The organism is Nitrospira sp. MA-1, from assembly GCA_032139905.1.
Taxonomy (GTDB): domain Bacteria; phylum Nitrospirota; class Nitrospiria; order Nitrospirales; family UBA8639; genus Nitrospira_E.
This window is the reverse complement of sequence record JAQJDB010000007.1, coordinates 1,346,659-1,365,899: the sequence shown is the minus strand read 5'-3', so window position 1 is coordinate 1,365,899 and position 19,241 is coordinate 1,346,659. Positions and strand designations below refer to the sequence as shown.

Sequence of the window (19,241 nt, the reverse complement as noted above, 5' to 3'; positions counted from 1 at the left end):
GTGCCGGAAAGAGGTCTCAATCGCGGTGACCTCGCGACGACCAAGCGGCCACATGTGGTTTCACAGATCGTCCGATCTAATTCTCGCATAGCCTAGGCTAAAAGCAACCGTCCGTGGAACTGGACAGCCAGACCACCCTTAGAGAGAATCGTTGGCTTGTCGATCATTGTTTTGGGCATATCCTCACATGGGTTTTTGGGTAGGCCGATAGCGTTCGCCCCTCAATTTCGCACCATTTGATGAATCAGGTCGGCCATATGGAATCGGGACGAAGGAGTTCACCGGTGGCCGTTATAACTCGCAGGGGTAAGGGAAGATCGGCCCATTGATTGGCACGTCAGGTCATTCGGCTAACCTGAAAGGGGGATAGATAGAGGGAATCTATTCATTTTTTTTAATCCGATAATGAACATCGAAAAGTATAGTACGCCCCCTCCTGTTTGCACGGAATGAAAACGAGAAGCAGAAGAAACGAAATCGATATCGCCTTGATCAACAGCATGCAGGAGGCATACCCCAGGCCAAAAATCCGCTAATCAGACCGTTCTTTACGAGTAGGGTGACGTCACATGTAAGGTCTTGATCAGACGTCTAAATGATTCAGGCCTGGATTGGCTCTCATCAAAAATATAGCCATGTTGCCGTTGTGCGGATTGTAAAAACCGGTATCGGGAATCCGGGGGGACACCCATCAACATCGAAAGCGAAACCAGATATTCTCCGGATCCCCTGGCGATATCCTCTTCCAAATTATCAAAGTTGACGACCACAAACGCAATCTTTTTATGGTCAGCATTGAGCATGCCATCTGCATTGAACCAGGCCCCCGGTGTCGTGCTGGAGAGGAATTCTCTGGTGGGCTCGGTGAGATCGCTCGTCGCTTGACTGGTCCCATCTGTCAGTCTGGTAAATGAATCTGTCGAAGCGTCCGTGAGCTCGGTGGAAGCATCAAAAGGAGCTTTGGTCAGGTCAGTGGTGGCATCGGTAATACACCCCGTGAGAAATCCGCCTATAAGCATGGCGACACACAAACTTTGTATGGCATGGCAGGAAAACGGCTGCTTTGGGCTATCACAGAACTCCTCTCCTGCAACGGTAACGGGCACAAAACAGAGAGGGGATGTCTGTGGAATCCAAAACCCTATGGTGAAACGATAGAGGTGGCGAAAATAGGTAATCATGCGCGGTTCCCCCTTGAGTAGGAAATGGAATGAATGATGAATGAATAGAAATTATATCCAACCACCCTGCTCCCGTTCGTTCCCCAAATTCATGCTGAAAGGATGGATTTTTGTATTCTTGACTCACCCATTAATTTTTTCTGTAGCAGGTCTTTATGCGGGATGGACCGGGCGGGACTCAACACCCCCACCCAGGTTCAGGTAGTCGGTCGGGACTTTCACGGCTCCTTACTGACATTCTCCCGGTGCGAGCTTATTGCGAGAAATCCGGAAATTTGAATAGACCAGATGGCATGGAGTTCAAACGGCCACGGTCTCCCCGATCCAGATAGATGGCAAGGAATGACGACGAGGAACGAGCCCGATTTTTCCTATTGGTGGTCTACTACCCGCACGCTCAAGGCATATTGATTGAGGCGTTCCGCTCTGAGCGATGCGATCGCCTCCGCTTTTTCCCTCATGGGCTCTTCTATGGATCCACAATTGAGGCACCGCACGGCATCATACATCCAAACAGATCCATTGTTTTCCATGCCGTAGAACTGATCCAACATTTGAAATCCTCCGCAACGTACACAATTCATCATAACCTCCTGGTTATCTTTGATCATTCCCATAAGATGGCCCTCTCCGCAGGCCTCTTCTGTACAAACTCGGCCTATGATCGGCCGACCCGATATCATCACCTCCATAAAATTATAGGCCCCCGGGCAAGGCCTGTCTGGTCAATATTGCTCAGGGGTGAGAACGGAAACGGAGGCTCCGCTAGAGGTGTTGCGGCTCACCTTCATTGAACCAAAGGAGGAAACCTAGTCGTGGAGGACGACATTCAGAAGAGACCTGTGCACGTGCAACTCCTTGTCCAATCCGCTGTCGTATTCAATGAAGCCCAGTTTTCGAAACTTATTCATAAAGAAACTCACGCGAGAGCGCGTGGTGCCGATCATATCCGCAAGCGTTTCCTGACTTAATTTCGCAATGACGGTCTCCGGTTCGCTTTCTTTGCCGAAATGGGCCATGAGGAGCAGCAGGCGCGCCAGTCGTTTCTCGCTGGAATTGAAGAGCTGATCGACCAGATCCTCTTGGATGCGGAGGCTTCGAACCAGGAGATGGGCGAGGAAGAGTTCGGAGAAGGTGGGTTCTTCGTGAAGCACCTGGATCATGGCCGCTTTCCCAATGCGTACAATCTTTGCGACACCGGCCGTCGTCGCGGCCTCCAAACGCAATACCTGCCCGGTGAGACAGGCTTCCCCAAAAAAGGTCGCTGGTTCCAGAATGGCCACAACGGCCTCTTTGCCGCGCTTGGACACGACCGTGAGCGTGACTTTTCCTTCCAGAATGTAATAGACGGCATCTGCCGCATCTCCTTGCGAAAAAAGAACACGGTTTTTTTCACACGATATAATGGTTTTGCCGTTCCCGACTTGTCTCAGGAAGGTTTTCGGATTGAACGAGGGTGTTCGTTTAGGTGCCATACTTCCTTTTGATTTAGGAAAGGTGCTTCACTCTGGATACCAGACGCTCGGATACCATCTCTCTTATGAAGCCGTGCCGACCGAGCAACGAAGGATGTCTTCCAACTCCACCCAATTAAATGGTTTATACAGACAGGCCCGCGCCCCTGCCGCAATCGCCTGGCCCTCCATGTGGCCGTCAGAATGCCCGGTGAGCATGACGACCGCTAGGGAAGGATACCGCTCCTTGATGTGCTCTAAGACCGTCAAACCCGTGATTCCAGGCATCATATAATCGAGGAGGACGAGGTCATATTCCGCCTGTGCGAGCATCATCAATCCTTCACCACCATTTTCAGCAAGATCTACCGTGTGCCCGGAATATTCCAAGCGGATTTTTAGCAGATTACGAATGGCAGCGTTGTCGTCGACCACGAGAATGTGTTGCTTGATCATTTCAAGAGGACCTTTCCTATTAGAAATGGATTGGCATGCGATTGCGAGGTATCGCCCCTTTTAGTTCGAAATAGATCATGTGCTTCCCGATACGTGAGTCATTCTCGTTTTTCTAAGATACTTTTCCGTGAACACTACCTCCTGAAATCGAAAGGCTGTCCACACTACCTTGAGCAACGGATCAGAATAATCTGGACCTCGCTCGTGCATGATGTCCCTTATGCTTTGGTCTGGGGATTCATATGAGCATTCATGGCCATCCGCTCCGTTACGCAGGCCCTAATGGCTTCATCGAAAGAAGACACAAGGAGAAAATTGACAATTGTACACGGCTGGCATGAAGCCGACTGGGATGAACGGACCACCCCCTTTCGTCGAACTCCACCGATGGGTGACTCTTCTCCGGCGCCTGGTGGTTAACCCCAACGTAATTGACCTTGCGGTTGAGCCGTACCTGTCTAGGAGTAGTCTCGTCATCAATCTGCCACCCGATACCCTCCCTCGGGTCAGTAATCGATGTCTTCTCACCCGCCTTGCCTATGATGTCCGTTGATCCGACGCTGATGGCCCCGCTGACAAGTAAAACAGTGCACACGATGATGAGATAGGGTATTTTCATAATTTGTTCTTTTCTGAATTGGATGCTTCCGCATTGCACTCTTCTTGGAAATTTCTCGTCAGGGTATATTTGGGTGTGCCGTCTCGGCCGTAGACGAGTTCTGGCCTTGTTTCTCCCACTTCATGAGTGCATCTTTTTTGTCGCCGTACCGTTCCTGCACCTTGCCGATAATGGTGTCGTCAATTCCTTTGATCTGCCGTAAGGCATCATTGGTGAACTTGCCATACTGCTGCTTGAATTCACCTTTGAACTGCATCCATTTTCCTTTGAATTGATCTGCGTTCATGCGTTTCTCTCCCCCGTCAAAGAATCAAAATCGCCGGGAAACCGCCTCACTCACCCCTGCTATCCCTATTCTGATTATGGTTCATTATGGAGGGCGGACCGGACGATGTCTGGTCAATATTGCTCACGCTGGAAAATTTACCTTAAGGAAGGATTTGGAGGGAGCATTCAAAAAAAACGTCCTGCTCAGACACAGACTGTCCTGCCTCCGACTGGAACCCTGCCAATCGCAGGGGTGACGGACGCGAGTTGCTACTGTAGACACGGCCTGGAGTTGAATGGTGAGGTCATTCACCCACAAGGAGTGTAAAGTCCCGGACTCGGGGCCGATAGGCGGTCATTTGCCAATGGACGTACTTCCTTATCCGTACAATGTGTTCCTGGCATTCGTAAGAATCGCCTTTCTCTTCCATCATTTATCAACTGCCCATACCCTTTGCCTATGCTTCTTACATGTCTCCGGGGCACTGGGAGTGACTGCTCCCCGAAGGAGAAATGTTCCCCGGCACGGAAAGCCAGCGTCTCGTTTCTTTTTTCAATACATGAGGGGAGATATGCAGATGGAGTTGTGACGGGAGGGTGGCATTGAGCCAAAATACGTCTCTAAACTTGGTAATGGTGTGCATACAGGACTGGCATAACGGTAAATGCCACATCCGGTATTCACACCCATACCCTTCCCTGAACATCTCATACCATTTTTCCTCTTCCACACACCGGTTATACTGAGGTTCACTTTTACGACAGAATGGCGATAACGGTTTCAGAATTTTTTGGACGTTTTCATGGAAGACTTCAGGTTGACTCCGTTGCGTCTCAGCTAATGAGAACAGGTCCTGGTCGGTCAATCCGATTTCTTCAACCGCCTGGTGCCATCCTTTTTGCCTCCACCGTTCGAAACCCTTATAAATCTCCAGCGTTTTTCCTTTTTCCAATCCTAGAAGAAGACCCACCTCGGCGGGTTTCATGCCATAAAAATGATAGAAAAGACAGATGAGGGCATCACGGCTTACCGCAGCACGACGGAGCAGTCCTTCAATGAATCGGTACAAAATGGAATTTGAAGTCAGCGAAATGTTTGATTCCTGGAATCTTTCAAGGAAATCCGAAATAAAGCCGTCCAACAACACCGTAGGATGACCCGGCAATTGAGATGGGCAATACTCAATAAACCAGACAACCAGGTCAAAGGACAGCCTGCGAAGTGATTTTTCATGTGAGGTGTCGTCGACCCATTGCCCCATGTCCTGTAAATTTCGTTTGATAATGCCCGATGACCGTTCCAGGAAAAACGGAAAATCGGCCGAAATACTTTCCTGAAATTCTTCTTGATTCGTCACCAGCCCCTTGACTGAAGAAGTAAGCGTTTTCACGGCGTGCTCCTTTCAACCGAATAAGACCATATATATCCACGGTGTTCGGAGCCCCTTCACCTTTACCGTCCTGTTTGGAGATCACAGAGGCGCTCATTCAACGCAAACGTGGATACATGATGTTGGACATTTTTGGAATGAGACTTGGTTCGGTGATACCTGTTCCGGCTTTTGAACATTTTGGCATTCCTCACCTTCAGATGATTGGCCAGTATGGCGGGAAGGCCTGGCCCCGTCTGTTCAATATTGCACAAATTGCGTGAATTTAAATGAGTACGTGACCGCGGTTGTTTCGGACCGGAGAAGCGGCCCCGCCGCCACAAGGGGTTCCATCAAGCGCCCAGTGGGTCCGGCCAGGCCCCCGTGCGGCACATAGCTCAGGTACGTACAAGTTCACGCAATGGCACAGGGCCAGATTGCTTTGCCGTTCCCAACTCAATCAGGGACTGGACACAAATCAAACACATGTGTGGTCCAAAGGTTTTTGATGAACAGGACAGTTGCAAATCGGTCGAGCCACACATACGGCAGTAGACCAGATTCAGTGGGGCAGGGTTTAAAAACAATCGGGCAGATCGGCAGGTCATAACGTCTCCTCCTATAGCCAAGGATGCGAGAGGGGTTGCGTTTGTTAGTCCATTCAAAGCATAGCAAAGAGATAGCATGAGATCTGGTCAAAATTGCTCACTGATGCGAAACGCCACAGTGCAGCCGAGTGGCACCTTATCCCAACCCTGAGGAAATTCCACTCTTGATAAGCAATGCGCACTTTGTTCTCCCTGCGCGTTATGGCAAGCCGGGACGCTGATGTGGCGAGAAGAGGTGATTTCCCGACCTCCTTCAGAGGTTGCGGATTGTTTATATGAGCCCACACGTGGATTGAGCCGGCCCTCCAGCAGATTTCGAACTTCCTCCCTTCGCTTTCGGTTGACACCAAAATCGGAGTAGCCGACCCGTGATCCCGACCGGTCAGATTGGCATCCGATCAAAATTGCCTAATGATGAACAGAGAAAAATGCATAGCTAAGGGCACCGAGCGTATCGCCGCCACACACCACAGCATCACCAAATTGCAGGGCTTGGTCGGGACAATAGGTCGAATAGACGGCCCCCACCACCACGTTTACCCCGTTTTCTGAATTCCCTCCCAATCTCAGAGGCGCGTAGAGTGGTAACAGGTCAGAATCCATAGCTTGACGAAATCGCATCGAAATTCACGTCTTCCACGGCCTCATCGACGAGATCCACGTGCCAGGACCAGCCGTGTAAGTGGCGATCACCGTCAAACTCCGTTTCAGAAACCAAACCCACTACGGTCCGATGCGGTCAGACCATAGGTATTATTCCGGGATAGGGATCTACCCAAAAAGGTCTTCGTGTTTAACTGCCACCTGGGACCGCGAAGGCCTGTGTCAGGTGCCTTAGCTCCATGGTTGATCCTCGATAACAAGTCTGATGACAAACACGACTGGTTCTCGCTTTGGAGACCAAGGCATCTTTCTCTTTCGGAAGCCAAAGCACACAGAGCCCATGAATGATGTGTTGTGTTGGGGCCCGACCTTACTTGGGCCTCGTGACCATGCTGGCTGGTTGATCCAAAATTTGCGTCCCTCGCACTCCAGTTTCACGACCATCCGCGCAACACGAAAATAAACCATTTCCCGCTTATGAACCCTGCCGTCCTGCCTACTTAGCGGATCGGTCGATGAGGCATCGGTTCAGGGCCCAATATCTTCAGGAGGCTTGCTCTGTCCCCTGCATGTTCTTTTTCCTGCGCAAGGATCCCTTCCAAGATGTGAGAGGTCGTGGGATCATGCGCCCCGACGGAGGCGACCAGTTCCCGATAGCTGTTAATCGCAATGCGCTTGGCTATCAGGTCTTTCGCAATCATCTCCCTCAATGACTCCCCTTCAACATATTCCGGGTAACTCCGGTTCAGGAACCCGTCGGGAGACAGATTCGGCTTTCCCCCAAGTTGGACAATGCGTTCGGCCAATTGATCAGCATGGGCTTGTTCCTGCACCGCGTGGTGGAGAAACTCAGCCTTCGAACTGAAGGAGCTAATCCCCGCGGCCATGAAGTTGTGGCGCTTATAGCGAAGGACGCAGACGATTTCTGTGGCGAGTGCTCTATTGAGCAACTTGACCACCCTGTTCGCCGGGATATTGAACCCAGCGGTCATGGGGCCATTCCCAAGCCCTTTTCGTTCCCGTGCCCAACGCATCTTCACCTCAGCCAGCCCGATAGTTTCTTTCACGATTCCATTCTTTTTCATGATTTCTCCTTTGGCGGGGAGCCGGCGGTTCTCTTCTAACGCTCACATGTCGCCCAAGGCCTTTTTGCATCCTCCCACATAGCTGCAACCGTTCCTCCACTGACTGCCCAATCATATTGGAGAAAAACTTCTCAATGGAGGACGCCCTACTCCAAGGCTTATAGTCAAGGAGATGCAGGTATTCCCACCCATTCATGAGGATGATCGAAATAAACCCCGCCTATCTGCCCATGTTCCTGAAGACTCATTCAATGGATAGGAAGACGATGACGGGTGTCATATCAATCGGGCTCTGTCATCTCCAATTCCCCTGGCTTGATCATTATGGCGGGACGATCGGCAACAGTCTGGTCAAAATTGCTCAGGTGGGAAGAATTGATCCCCTAACAGCATTAGGTGCTGGTGGGCGCTTGCGCGATTGGAATTGGATTTGGGCCGGACTATTCCAACAGAATGGCGCGATCTTCTGCCTATCGGTCCTCATTCGACCATAATTGTGTCCCGCCGGCGTGCGGTTTTTGGAGGGATGAATGGTATTGATTAAGCCATGGCCATGGGGAATTGCTGACGGGTTCGCCCCCCTTGGACTACCTGGGATGTCGTGTTTCGATGTTCGAGAATCAGGGGGTCAAGAAGCTCTCCACACTGGAGACACCGTAGAGCCCAAAATCCATTCTCACCAGTGCCGTCGTATATGTCCGTGCAAAACACGAACAAACAGGCCCTGGCACCTGGGACATGTGAATGCCGAATCGAGGGAAAGTGAGATAACTGAGTGAGACGAGGAAAGAGTATTGGCTTCGTTTGATTGATTACTATTCATCATGCGCTCCCCCCTGATTAAGGATCAACAAACGTTCCTGGCTCATTGTGTTCACCCTTCGATGCTTGACATGTGAGGCCTTTTTTTTAGTGTGAGATGGTGATCGTTTTATTTTCGCTTCGAATCGGCCCTTATCAGCCCTTAACTTCCCGTGATTGACCATTATGGCGAGAAGACCGGACGCTGTCTGGTCAAAATTGCTCAGGTTGGAAAATTATTAGGATAACGAGGAGTAGGGTTCATCTCCACCTCCGTTTTCCATGATTGTTCACCGCATATGTGCATGCCACGAGCGGCCATACTCAACCCTATCAGCCCCATCCCTTCTCGTCTGTTCCTTATGGCTCACAGTAAGGACTCACGATCCTGCGTCCATCGGTGTTCTAACGCAAAGGATGGCAGGCATTCAGAGAAAAGCCTTGGATTGACGGTAGAAATTGGGGAATCGATTGCACAATGAGTGCACAAGACAGGCAATGGAATACGACCGTCCGCGCACTTTATCAAGTCGGAGGTAGGGGGAAAGGACGGGTACCAACGAACTTGTGAAAACAGACCACGGAGATCACGAACCGAGCGCGGTCGGACTACATTCTGAGAGGCGATCCGGCCAATGGTTGACTCATCCGGAATGGCCCGGTTGACTTATGCTGGTGCTGACTGAGGATAGACAAGTGATTTCCGGAGGTGCCCAACCTGCCCGGTTGACAGGCAGGTTGGCATTGGCATTCCTTCTGACTTGTAGCCCGCTTACTTCTTTACGGGAGGATCGGCATGTTGCAGATCCTTCTTTGGTTACTTTTTCTTCATGTCCTTATGAGCGTTTTGAGCAGAAATATCTTTGAGAGATTCTTCGCTGTTCTCCAAGAGTTCTTCTGCTGCCACAGCGGCTCCACCCTCATGAGTCTTTTCAACGTTTTGTTCCAGCTCCTCTTTGGTGACCGGATCGGGGACCACCTTTTTCGTTCCCACGAGTTCGTCACTGCGTGTCCCCGGCCCACTGCCGTCCGCGAAACTTTCTTCTTGACCTCCTGCAGTGCTTCGTTGAATCTTCGCCGGTACATTGTCTTCGGGGTTTTTGGAAGTTCCAGTTTCCCCCCCCACCATCTCAGCCAAGGCTCCCGTTCCCAGCAACAGGCTCACACATGCGACTCCACCGAGTACTTTACATACGTTCATCACCAACCTCCTTTAAATTACACACATCAGTGCGTCACAAACCTGATGCGCAAGCAGAACCATGTCCTGCCTGGTGGATAATTTTTCTGACCAAACTCCTTCACGTTAACACCTGCCTCATGTGTCGTCTGGTCAATTTTGCTCAGTCATAAAGAATTGAAACGGTGGCACTGCTGGAACGCCGACTGTCTCAGTCCCGCGTCACTGATCCAAGGGATGGGAAACGGAATGGAAACCTAGTCGTGGAGGACGACATTGAGGAGGGAGCTGTGCACATGCAAACCGCCGTTGTACTCGATGAAGCCCAATTTTCTGAATCTATTCATGAAGAAACTGACGCGGGAGCGCGTCGTGCCGATCATCTCGGCAAGCATTTCCTGACTGACCTTTGCAAGGACCGGTTCCGGCTTGCCCTCTTTGCCAAAATGGGCCATTAACAACAGCACACGCGCCAGCCGCTTCTCAGCCGAATTAAACAGCTGATCCACCAAGTCCTCCTGGATACGGACGTTGCGAGCAAGAAGATGTTCCATGAAGAACGTGGAGAAGGTGGGTTCGTCATGGAGCGCCCGGATCATCGCCTCCTTGGATATTCTAACCAGAGTGCAGTCCTCCAGGGTTGTCGCCGTGGCCATGCACACCCGCTGCCCGGCGAGGCAACCTTCCCCTACAAACCCCGCAGACTCCACGATCCCGACCACGGCTTCTTTCCCCTGCTTCGAGACCACCGAAAGTTTGATCTGGCCGGACTGAATATAGAACACAGCATCCGCGACATCCCCTTGTGAAAAGAGCGTCTGCTTTGGACGGACTGTCAAAATTGTTTTCCCGTAACCGCTTTGCGTCAGGAATAACTGGAGATTAAAGGGAGATTCCGACTTGCCTTCCATAGGCTGCCTCCTTTGAGAGCCTGAAGTAGAATTTTTATAAGGAAGAGGGAGATTCGAGCAAAAACCTGGTCAATCAAAATATTATTCCCTAAATACAATTTGAGCAAGACATATCTTGAAGTCTGAAGCGAGGGCTCAGGAGTCTTTCCTGGGACGATAGGGCCAACCTTTTGACCAACCGTTCTACCCACACCCCCCTGGTCATTTGCGGCCATTCCACTCTGAAAATGCCAAGGTACAAGCAGAACCACAGATTTCCCTGGCACCTCAGGAAAACCCCTCCTTCTCCCCATGGCAACCGGAAATTCCCTGGTGAAGAATCACCACACCACATTCTGTGACTCCTTCTCCTTCCAAAATCAGATCTGGACAAAGGTTCCAAACAGGAGCCAAGGTGTCCAAAATCCATGAACCATTTCCTAAAAAACAACTGTAAAATCAGGCATCTACCAACAGCTTTCTTCATTCACCATTGGCGTAGGATTTGCTAGATCAAACTTTGATTGCGATGAGAAGCCTTTCCGGCCTTCCCGAAAATTTTTCAAAAACAAGGTCCATTTTGTTAAAAGAGAACCCCGTGATAAGGAAATGTGTTACGAGGGCTTGCAGACTCTCCCGTGGGGAACTGTATGTGGTCTTGTTCGGCTTGAGTCTTTTAATAACCGGCTGTCAGGATCCACCCATCCACGAATTGCAGGTAGCCCGTCAGGCAGTGGAAAATGCCAGGAGAGAGGGAGCCTTGGTCTTCGCGCCTGATCTCTACAGTTTAGCGGATAGTGAGCTGACGATTGCGGAAGAAGAATTTCATGAACAATCCAGAAAGGTATTCTGGGCTCGGGATTATTCCATGGCCACCCGGTTAATGATGTTGGCACAAATCGATGCCCGTGAAGCTCTCTCTCTGGCACAAGAGGAAAAACAGAAAACTTCAATGTCAGACCAAGACCCTCCACCTTTTCTTTCGCACCACAGCGACCTTGAAGAATTCCGTCTCACCAACGGAGACGACCCCTTCCGGAACCACAGGAGAAGGGGTGGGCCTTCAGTTCCCTAACTCAATCAAACCCCTTTGTTTAGGAGAACAAATACAGTATGATCTGAGCAGGGTGGTTGTTATTTTTGAACATGATCTGCCCCCTGACTGCTCTTGAATATTCGCCTTCAGCTTGACCCGTTGGATTGTGATTCACCTGTATTTCGTTCATCTGCCAGCTCTTGGACTTTCGCCTTTTCCCAATCGATCAGGTTGGAATTATGCCTGAGACTCTCATGAAGTTTCTGTTGATCTCAACCCGTCCAGTTCATACATCAGTCTTGAGGAGCCACCCGTGGAAGACATCGTAGATCCGACCGGCAATATGGTCATCCGTTACGGCCTGAGTACGTTCTTCCTCTTCTTAATCATTGTCATCGTCAGGATGGGGATCCATCACAGTCTTTTCCGGACAACCGAGCTTTCCGTGGAAACACAGAGACGGTGGGCGGTCAATCTCAGAAATGGCCTGCTCTTTCTGTTTATTCTCGGGATGATTTTTATTTGGGCACCGCAACTCCAAACCTTTGCCGTCTCCGTATTTGCTGTCGCCGTGGCCTTCGTCCTGGCCACCAAGGAAATCATTGATTGCTTGAGCGGATCGGCCCTTCGAGTGCTGACCAAAACCTATTCGTTGGGTGATCGCATCGAAATTGGAGGTATTCGAGGAAACGTGGTTGACCACAACGCCCTGACGACCACGGTTCTGGAAATCGGACCAGGCCAAACCTCTCATCAATATACAGGGCGGGCCATGGTCATTCCCAACAGCTTTATTTTCGATCACCCCCTAACAAATGAAACCTATTCAAAGAAATACCGTCTCCATATTGTGACGGTTCCCTTGAGTACCGATGATGATTGGAAAACCGCCGAACGCTTGCTGCTGCAAGCCGGAGAAGAAGAAGCCGCCCCGTTTATCAATGAGGCAAGGACCTATCTCAAAAAACTCGAAGGCAAGCTGTGGTTAGACGCCCCCTCCGTTGAACCACGGGTCACCATTCAGTTGCCTGAGCCCGGCCGCATCAATTTATTACTCCGCGTCCCCTGCCCCACTCAATATCCTTCACGCCTGGAACAAGCCATCCTTCGAAAATTCCTTGCTGAATTCTCCTTTGCCCCCCGTCTCATCACACAAGAAACGCATTCCACCCATTAACAATGGATTGGCATTTCCATCCATTTATATGGTAAATCAGTGTTACTCGTTTATCTTTTTCAGCATTCTCGCTGAACAGACGTCCAGCCAAATATTGCGACATCACAACCCATATCGAGACCGCACTTCCTGTGTACGGCCGGGAAACAATTAGTATAGACAGGATTGAGGAAAGGCCTATCCATGATTGTCGACACACTCGAGAATGATTCGCTGTGGTACAAAGATGCCATTATTTATGAACTCCATGTTCGGGCGTTTTGCGATAGTAACGCCGATGGCATCGGTGATTTCAAAGGGCTTACCCAGAAACTCGATTATCTCCAGGATCTGGGTGTGACCGCGATCTGGCTTCTCCCCTTTTGCTCATCTCCCCTCCGGGACGATGGCTATGACATTTCCGACTACACAAATATTCATTCACAGTATGGAACCAGGCGTGACTTCCAGGCGTTTGTCCGGGAGGCCCACCGCCGTGGATTACGGGTGATTACAGAATTAGTGGTCAATCACACCTCAGACCAACACCCCTGGTTTCAGCGCGCACGGAAAGCTCCCCCCGGCAGTAAATGGCGAAATTGGTACGTCTGGAGTGAGACCCCTGAACTGTATTCCGATACCCGCATTATTTTCAAAGATACCGAACATTCAAACTGGTCCTGGGATCCCGTGGCCAAAGCGTATTTCTGGCATCGTTTTTTTTCTCATCAGCCGGACCTGAATTACGACAACCCCGAGGTGCGAAAGGCAATCTTTGGGGTCCTGGATTTCTGGCTGGAATTGGGTGTGGACGGCTTGCGATTGGATGCCGTGCCTTATCTCTTTGAGCGGGAAGGGACCAATTGCGAAAACCTCCCGGAAACTCATGCGTTTCTCAAAACGCTGAGGACGCACGTCGATAAAAAATTCAAAAACCGGTTTTTTCTCGCGGAAGCCAATCAATGGCCGGAAGACGCCGCAGCCTATTTCGGGCAGGGCGATGAATGCCACATGAACTTCCATTTTCCCTTGATGCCCCGCCTGTTCATGTCGATGCAAATGGAAGATCGCTTTCCCATCATCGATATTTTGGACCAGACTCCTGCCATTCCGGAATCCTGCCAATGGGGGCTCTTTTTGCGCAATCACGACGAACTCACCCTGGAGATGGTGACGGATGAAGAACGTGATTACATGTACCGGGTCTTTGCCCATGACAAGCAGGCCAGGATCAATTTGGGGATCCGTCGACGCTTGACCCCGCTCCTCGGGAATGACCGTAAAAAAATTGAACTGATGTACAGCCTGTTATTTTCGATGCCAGGGACTCCATGCATTTATTACGGGGAAGAGATCGGGATGGGCGACAATTTTTATTTAGGCGACCGGAACGGGGTCCGCACTCCCATGCAATGGAGTGCCGACCGCAATGCCGGATTTTCCTATGGCAATCCACAAAAACTCTACCTGCCAATTATTATTGACCCTGAATATCATTACGAAGCCGTCAATGTCGAACTGCAACAAAATAACGCGCAATCCCCTCTCTGGTGGATGAAGCGCATCGTCTCCTTGCGGAAACGCTATAAGGTCTTCGGACGTGGATCCATTGAGTTTCTCCATCCCTCCAATCGGAAAGTCCTGGTTTTCCTCCGGCGTTATCAGGACGAAACCATTCTGGTTGCCGTGAACTTATCCCGCCACGCCCAATGGGTCGAACTCGATCTCGCGGAATTCAAAGGACGGCGCCCCATGACCTTGTTCGGACGGAGTAAATTTCCGGCCATCGGCGATTTGCCTTATCTGCTCACCCTGAGCGGGCACGCATTTTACTGGTTTGCCTTGGAACCGGTTGAATCCAAACAACTCGATTCTCAGGGGAAGACCGAACAGGGCTTACCAACCATTACCATCCCAAAAGATTGGGATAACCTCATCCATAAACGGGAAAAAGTCAAACTCGAAAATGTGTTACCTCAGTACCTGCAAGGCCGCCGGTGGTTTGGAGGCAAAGCCCGCACCATGCAATTCGTGGAAATCACGGAAGCGATCCCCCTTCCGCAAGAGGATCCCTTGGCCGTCCTCGCCCTCATCCGCGTGGAATACACCGAAGGAGAACCCGAGACATACCTTCTACCCTTGAAGTATCTCCCGGCCGAACATATGGCCCCACTGGTGGATTCTCCGGCCGCTATTGCACGGGTGCGAGTCAAAATGAAAGACGGTGACCAGGAAGGCCTACTCATCGATGCCATGTGGGATCGGGAGTTTCAAAAAATGCTATTGGACAGTATTTCCCGAAATCGCCGATTTACCGGTCCAGTGGGCGATTTGGTCACCCAAGCCACGAAAATTTTCCGGCGGCAACTTCAGAAAGAGGTCCCGACACTGGAACCCACCTTGCTCAAAGGTGAACAAAGCAACTCCTCGGTTTTGTTTGGACATGACTTCATCCTCAAGCTCTACCGACGGGCCGAAGTCGGCGTGAATCCTGACTTTGAAATCGGACGGTTTTTAACGAACAAAGGATTTCCGCACATCGCGCCCCTGGCTGGAGCCATCGAATATCAACGGGACAATGGCGATCTCCTGACGTTTGGCATCTTACAAAAATTCATGCAAAATGAAGGAGACGCCTGGAAATTCACGTTGGATGAACTGAGTCGATACTTGGAAGAAGCGCTCACCCACTCCACAGCCATCACCGACTCGTCAATTCCTCAGAAATCTCTTATGGCCCTGGTGGACGAGGAGATTCCGACGGGCGCCCGCGAATGGATTGGTCCCTATCTGGAAGAAGCACGGTTGTTGGGCCTTCGAACAGGAGAACTGCATGCTGCGCTCGCCTCCGACTCTGATGATTCCGAATTTAAACCGGAACCATTTACAGATTTTTACCGGCGGGGCTTGTATCAGAGCATGTTGGGCACGGTGAACATGAACTTTCCCCTTCTTCGCACCCAGGTCAAAGGGCTCCAGGAACCCGTGCAAACCCTGGCAAAACACGTGCTGGAAGGAGAAGGCCGCTTACGCAAACGTCTCTTAAACATACGGGACCGGAAACTCACCTGCACCCGCATCCGATGCCATGGCGACTACCATCTCGGTCAGGTGCTCTATACCGGAAAAGATTTCATCATTATTGATTTTGAGGGCGAACCGGCCAGACCATTGAATGTCAGACGACTCAAGGAATCTCCGCTGCGCGACGTCGCGGGCATGTTGCGATCCTTTCATTATGCGGCGCTTGCCTCTTCAATCGGATTGGTCGAGGGTGTTCGACCGGAAGACTTTTCCTTACTCGAACCTTGGGCCCGCTACTGGCAACGATGGGTCAGCGTCAGCTATCTCAAAGCGTATTTGTCAATCAAGGAAGTCCGTGACATTCTGCCCCCGTCCTCCGACGATATTCAAATTTTGCTGAATGGTTATTTACTCCAAAAAGCGATCTATGAACTCGGCTATGAACTCAATAACCGGCCCGATTGGGTGCGTATCCCCCTTGACGGCATTCTCCAAATTTTAGAAGTTGACTGATATTCCGGAAACGGTGGCTTAAACCGGACGTCCGGCTGACACCCGGCAAGGGTTTAAATACATCAGATTTTCCTGGCGGAGGACAAACTCACACCTTCCTCTTCACGAGTAGTCAAAAAGCCAATCACCAAGGAGTGCTCATGTCCAACATGCCTAAATCGTTACAAACCCTGATCATTGAACATGTCGAGCCGGAACTGGATGCGGGACGCTATCCGGTCAAACGGATCGTCGGGGAGATCCTGGAAGTCACGGCTGACGTTTTCAAGGAAGGACACGACACCATCGGAGCCGTCCTTCGTTACAAATTGCTGGGGCAGAAGGAATGGTCGGAAAGCCCTATGCATCATGTCGATAATGACCGGTGGGCTGGATCATTTCTCCTCTCAGAAAATACCCGATATCTCTATTCCGTGGGAGCCTATGTCAAAAGTTTTGAGACCTGGCGGATTGAACTGACCAAGAAACACGGGGTGCTTCCGGACCTGTCCAGTGAATTATTGGAAGGAGAGGCGCAAGTCAAAGAGGCCATGACTAGAGCCAAAGGTCCCGATAAATCCGCGCTGAAAGTTTGGTTGGAAAAATGGAAGTCTGCTCCGGACCAGGAAACCCGGATTGCAATCGCCCTGGATCCCATTGTAGCCACACTCGTCGACCGGCACGAACAGCGGGCTGCCTGGTCCACCTATGAGAGGGAATTAGAAGTGATCGTCGACCGTGAGCGCGCCCGATATGGCGCCTGGTATGAAATCTTTCCCCGGTCAGAAGGAACCGAGGCCGGGAAAGGGGGAACCTTCAAGGATTGCGAACAACGCCTACCGGCTATCCGGGATATGGGATTCGATGTGCTCTATCTCACGCCGATTCATCCCATCGGAGAAACTAATCGGAAGGGCCGCAACAATAGCTTGAAGGCCAAACCTGGCGAACCGGGTAGTCCCTGGGCCATCGGGAGTCGACATGGCGGGCATGATGCCGTCGAGCCGGCTCTCGGGACAATGAAAGATTTTGACCATTTCCAGCAAGCCGTCAGGAGCCACGGGATGGAAGTCGCCATAGATTTCGCCATCAATGCCACCCCGGATCATCCCTACGTCACACAACATCCGGAATGGTTCAAGCAACGACCGGACGGGACCATTAAATTTTCGGAGAACCCTCCCAAAAAATATGAAGACATTTACGGGTTTGATTTCTATACCGAAGCTTGGCAGGGCATCTGGCAGGAAATGAAGCGGATTCTCCTTTTTTGGATTGAGCATGGAGTCAAGATTTTTCGAGTGGATAATCCCCACACCAAACCCGTCATCTTTTGGGAATGGCTCATTCGGGAAATCCAGTTGGAACATCCTGATGTGTTGTTTCTGGCGGAAGCCTTCACCCGGCCTAAAATGATGCGGGTCCTGGCGAAAGCCGGTTACACCCAGTCATACACGTATTTTACCTGGCGAAATTCAAAAGGAGAAATGACCGAATACCTGACCGAATTAACCCGAACTCAAATGCAGGAGTATTTCCGACCGAACTTTTTCGCCAATACACCGGACATCCTTCCGGAAATTCTCCAACAGGGAGGTCGACCGGCCTTTAAATTCCGGCTCGTGCTGGCCGCCACGCTTTCCCCCACCTACGGGATCTACAATAGTTATGAACTGTGTGAGAATAAAGCAATTCCCGGAACCGAGGAATATCAGGATTCGGAAAAATATGAAATCCGGCATTGGGATTGGGATCGTCCCGGAAACATCCGTGACTATATCACCCGCATTAACCAGATCCGACGGGATCACCCTGCCCTGCACACCTTTACCAACTTGGAATTTTACCAATCCGACAACGACCATATTTTGTTTTATGGGAAAATGAATGCGGACAAGACAGACATCCTGTTGTTTGCGGTCAATATGGATCCCTATACGGTACACGAGGCTCGTCTGCATATTCCGATTGACGAATGCGGCATTGGTGAACAGGACACGTATCAACTGCATGAACTCATCCAAGATTACCGCCATCAAGTCGTGGGGGGTGACTACACCATTCGATTGGATCCTCACGACGAACCAGCCGCTATTTTCGCGCTCCGCCGCCGGACCCGTCGTGAAAGCGAATTCGACTACTTCATGTAAGGTGAACCTGTCCACGATTTTTCCCCGTTCGGGGAATCGGCCCCTGCCAGACATCGGCAGGGGCCTCAATTTCCATCTGTTCGCTAACCATTCAGGATGTAATTCCTTTCGCGTAGGAACCTCCAGCGAGACCTGTCCACCAGAAAAAAACAGATTGTCTCCGATAGAGACAATATTTCTCCTTTTCTGAGGCCCTCACATGTTCTTCCCCGAATCTTTTTCCGGCAATTCTAAATATATCTGTAAAAACCGATTGATAAAGGGATGCCCTCTAGCCCATATGACAATAGGCTCTGAAGAGCATTCTGGAATATCCCTTGCAGATATGTTGTCCTACACATGGAGTTCTCCCAGGATATGGATATCCTTGTATAAGACTCATTGCCTTCTTTTTCTAAACATCGGACGATTATCCTCGTTGAGAATCAACCAGACCCCAGATGGCTGCTGAAACTCAGGCTTGAAATCAATGGGTACACATGTCTGGAAGCAGGGAATGGGATGGAGGCCCTCTCCTTGATTCAGCAACACCCCTCCATCGGCCCGATTTTGTCTGACGACCTGATGCCAGGAATGAATGGGCTGCAACTTCTTCAAGAACTTCGACTAAATTTTATGAACCGGGCCATTCCGTTCATTCTGATTACCGCAACCTGGTCCGATGAGTTCCGACATCAGGTCCTGAGTGAAGGAGCGTTCGCGGTCCTGCCCAAGCCCTATCATCACAGTGACCTCCTCCAACTTCTTGAGCAAGGAATTTTTCCTCAGGCCGCCTGATGCTTGCCCCTCTTGACAGAAAAACTACACCTCGGACAAGATTGCCCACTGGTTTTCTTGCAATATGCTCTTCTCCCCTTGTTTCCCCCTGG

The 19,241-nt window shown here is 50.7% G+C and carries 18 protein-coding genes and 1 pseudogene; 7 read left to right on the top strand and 12 right to left on the bottom strand.

The window, feature by feature from the left end; translation table 11 throughout:
* Positions 1–548: 548 nt before the first annotated feature.
* The 4 genes from PJI16_18970 to PJI16_18955 all read right to left on the bottom strand — a co-directional run bounded on the left by PJI16_18970 (position 549) and on the right by PJI16_18955 (position 3,091).
* Positions 549–1,181 carry a DUF3015 family protein gene (locus PJI16_18970; protein MDT3779648.1) on the bottom strand — a complete coding sequence of 211 codons (633 nt, stop codon included), beginning with the start codon at positions 1,179–1,181 and terminating at the stop codon, positions 549–551.
* Positions 1,182–1,552: 371 nt separating this feature from the next.
* Complete coding sequence (locus PJI16_18965; GenBank protein ID MDT3779647.1) at positions 1,553–1,768, bottom strand: hypothetical protein; 216 nt, start codon at positions 1,766–1,768, stop codon at positions 1,553–1,555.
* Between the two features lie 222 nt (positions 1,769–1,990).
* The gene (locus PJI16_18960; GenBank protein ID MDT3779646.1) at positions 1,991–2,656 is read right to left on the bottom strand and encodes a Crp/Fnr family transcriptional regulator; all 666 of its coding nucleotides are present in this window, start codon (positions 2,654–2,656) and stop codon (positions 1,991–1,993) included.
* 63 nt (positions 2,657–2,719) lie between these two features.
* Positions 2,720–3,091 carry a response regulator gene (locus PJI16_18955; protein MDT3779645.1) on the bottom strand — a complete coding sequence of 124 codons (372 nt, stop codon included), beginning with the start codon at positions 3,089–3,091 and terminating at the stop codon, positions 2,720–2,722.
* Positions 3,092–3,443: 352 nt separating this feature from the next.
* On the opposite strand from PJI16_18955, the gene PJI16_18950 reads away from it, so the two are divergent.
* Positions 3,444–3,644: a hypothetical protein gene (locus PJI16_18950; protein ID MDT3779644.1), complete on the top strand. Its 201-nt coding sequence runs from the start codon at positions 3,444–3,446 to the stop codon at positions 3,642–3,644.
* A gap of 124 nt (positions 3,645–3,768) precedes the next feature.
* Here PJI16_18950 and PJI16_18945 read toward each other — a convergent pair whose 3' ends face one another.
* The 6 genes and pseudogenes from PJI16_18945 to PJI16_18920 form a co-directional block, all read right to left on the bottom strand.
* A complete protein-coding gene (locus PJI16_18945; protein ID MDT3779643.1) occupies positions 3,769–3,996 on the bottom strand; it encodes a CsbD family protein in 228 nt (75 codons plus the stop codon).
* Positions 3,997–4,444: 448 nt separating this feature from the next.
* Positions 4,445–5,368, bottom strand: a complete 924-nt coding sequence (locus PJI16_18940) for a hypothetical protein (GenBank protein ID MDT3779642.1) — start codon at positions 5,366–5,368, stop codon at positions 4,445–4,447.
* Between the two features lie 377 nt (positions 5,369–5,745).
* Positions 5,746–5,955, bottom strand: a complete 210-nt coding sequence (locus PJI16_18935) for a hypothetical protein (protein ID MDT3779641.1) — start codon at positions 5,953–5,955, stop codon at positions 5,746–5,748.
* A gap of 306 nt (positions 5,956–6,261) precedes the next feature.
* Positions 6,262–6,336: pseudogene (locus tag PJI16_18930) on the bottom strand (DUF1499 domain-containing protein).
* Positions 6,337–6,363: 27 nt separating this feature from the next.
* Positions 6,364–6,576, bottom strand: coding sequence for a hypothetical protein (locus tag PJI16_18925; protein MDT3779640.1), 213 nt, complete (start codon positions 6,574–6,576; stop codon positions 6,364–6,366).
* Positions 6,577–7,058: 482 nt separating this feature from the next.
* Positions 7,059–7,643, bottom strand: a complete 585-nt coding sequence (locus PJI16_18920; protein MDT3779639.1) for a ferritin-like domain-containing protein — start codon at positions 7,641–7,643, stop codon at positions 7,059–7,061.
* A gap of 266 nt (positions 7,644–7,909) precedes the next feature.
* On the opposite strand from PJI16_18920, the gene PJI16_18915 reads away from it, so the two are divergent.
* The gene (locus PJI16_18915) at positions 7,910–8,137 is read left to right on the top strand and encodes a hypothetical protein (protein MDT3779638.1); all 228 of its coding nucleotides are present in this window, start codon (positions 7,910–7,912) and stop codon (positions 8,135–8,137) included.
* Between the two features lie 1,124 nt (positions 8,138–9,261).
* On the opposite strand, the gene PJI16_18910 is transcribed toward PJI16_18915, so the two are convergent.
* On the bottom strand, positions 9,262–9,645 hold the full coding sequence (locus PJI16_18910; protein MDT3779637.1) for a hypothetical protein: 384 nt from the start codon (positions 9,643–9,645) through the stop codon (positions 9,262–9,264).
* A gap of 236 nt (positions 9,646–9,881) precedes the next feature.
* Positions 9,882–10,535 carry a Crp/Fnr family transcriptional regulator gene (locus PJI16_18905; protein ID MDT3779636.1) on the bottom strand — a complete coding sequence of 218 codons (654 nt, stop codon included), beginning with the start codon at positions 10,533–10,535 and terminating at the stop codon, positions 9,882–9,884.
* A 577-nt stretch (positions 10,536–11,112) separates the two neighbouring features.
* On the opposite strand from PJI16_18905, the gene PJI16_18900 reads away from it, so the two are divergent.
* The 5 genes from PJI16_18900 to PJI16_18880 all read left to right on the top strand — a co-directional run bounded on the left by PJI16_18900 (position 11,113) and on the right by PJI16_18880 (position 19,149).
* On the top strand, positions 11,113–11,589 hold the full coding sequence (locus PJI16_18900; protein MDT3779635.1) for a DUF4398 domain-containing protein: 477 nt from the start codon (positions 11,113–11,115) through the stop codon (positions 11,587–11,589).
* Positions 11,590–11,863: 274 nt separating this feature from the next.
* Positions 11,864–12,727: a mechanosensitive ion channel family protein gene (locus tag PJI16_18895; GenBank protein ID MDT3779634.1), complete on the top strand. Its 864-nt coding sequence runs from the start codon at positions 11,864–11,866 to the stop codon at positions 12,725–12,727.
* 183 nt (positions 12,728–12,910) lie between these two features.
* Entirely contained in the window at positions 12,911–16,243 is a 3,333-nt protein-coding gene (gene treS / locus PJI16_18890) for a maltose alpha-D-glucosyltransferase (GenBank protein MDT3779633.1), read from the top strand.
* Positions 16,244–16,392: 149 nt separating this feature from the next.
* A complete protein-coding gene (locus PJI16_18885) occupies positions 16,393–18,372 on the top strand; it encodes an alpha-1,4-glucan--maltose-1-phosphate maltosyltransferase (GenBank protein MDT3779632.1) in 1,980 nt (659 codons plus the stop codon).
* Positions 18,373–18,753: 381 nt separating this feature from the next.
* Entirely contained in the window at positions 18,754–19,149 is a 396-nt protein-coding gene (locus tag PJI16_18880) for a response regulator (protein MDT3779631.1), read from the top strand.
* The last annotated feature ends 92 nt before the right edge of the window (positions 19,150–19,241 follow it).